The following is a 938-nucleotide window of genomic DNA, read 5'->3' on the forward strand; positions in this document are numbered from 1 at the left end:
AGCGGGTCACTAAAAGTTGTGGAACTCAGGCCTGAGCGCTGGCTGGCTTGCGCGGCCACCGCGGTCCATTCCGCCAGCGCAGCCCCTAGTGACGCGTGCGTCCTGGATGCATGAAACAAAGAGGCCGCGCAACCAGAAGTGGTTGCGCGGCCAGATTGCTCGGCGATCGGTACCTGAAGCTCCAACCTTCCCGGAGTCCCGAGCCCGGCAGCCCGGCTCATCGGCCGGGCTGCCTTGCGGGGTCGAACCGGGGTCAGAAGAAGTTGATCCCCGAGGAGATGAGGGCCGGCCCGTCGCTCACGACGCTGCCCATGGGGTTGACGGCGTCTCCGGTGGCGATGGTGTTGATCACCGGGACGTAGTCACCCGCGCAGTAGGTGATGAGCGAGTGCACGCCGGTCGGGACGTTGTCCGCGGACACGGTGACCGGACGGAACAGGACAGGGAGGGCGACGGGGCTACCCGAGTCGGTGCGCAGGATCGTGGTCCGCTCACCAGACAGCGTGCCGACGATGTTGTTCAGGTTGATGTTCTTGATCATGCCCGCGATGTCGTCCGCGGCGTCCCGCTCGGCGATCACGGCGACGCAGCCTCCGATGGGCTCGGTGACCCCGGCCTTGAACGTTGCCGAGACGGTGTTGCCGTCGACGTTGTGGCTGGCGGTGGCAGCGGAGGCGATGCCGGCCGCGCCGACGGTCAGGGCCGCGGAGGCGGCGATGGTCGCGGCCACCCGGGTGGCGATGCGGGAAATGGTCATTGGGACTCCTAGTGAGGGGTTGTAACAGATGAACATGATGTCACGGATGGTGGAAACCGTAGGTCGCGAAGTTTTTCCGGGGCGGCGCTAAGGCCTCACCGTCCTTCTCGTTCAGGTATCTCGCAGGTTGCGCGAGCGGCTACTCCGCCCGCCCCCGCCCCCGCCGCTGCCGGCGGGGGCG

Annotated in this window: 1 protein-coding gene; it reads right to left on the minus strand. The window is 67.2% G+C overall.

Going from position 1 to position 938, the window contains the following annotated elements:
• Nucleotides 1-253: 253 nt before the first annotated feature.
• Entirely contained in the window at nt 254-757 is a 504-nt protein-coding gene (locus tag HMPREF3086_RS10950) for a hypothetical protein (RefSeq protein ID WP_070721853.1), read from the minus strand.
• Between the last annotated feature and the right edge of the window lie 181 nt (nt 758-938).

The sequence above is a fragment of the Dietzia sp. HMSC21D01 genome (assembly GCF_001815995.1).
Classification (GTDB): domain Bacteria; phylum Actinomycetota; class Actinomycetes; order Mycobacteriales; family Mycobacteriaceae; genus Dietzia; species Dietzia cinnamea.

Coding starts and splice junctions, on each gene's coding strand:
- HMPREF3086_RS10950 (WP_070721853.1), bottom strand. CDS start 757: ATGACCATTTCCCGCATCGCCACCCGGGTGGCCGCGACCATCGCCGCC.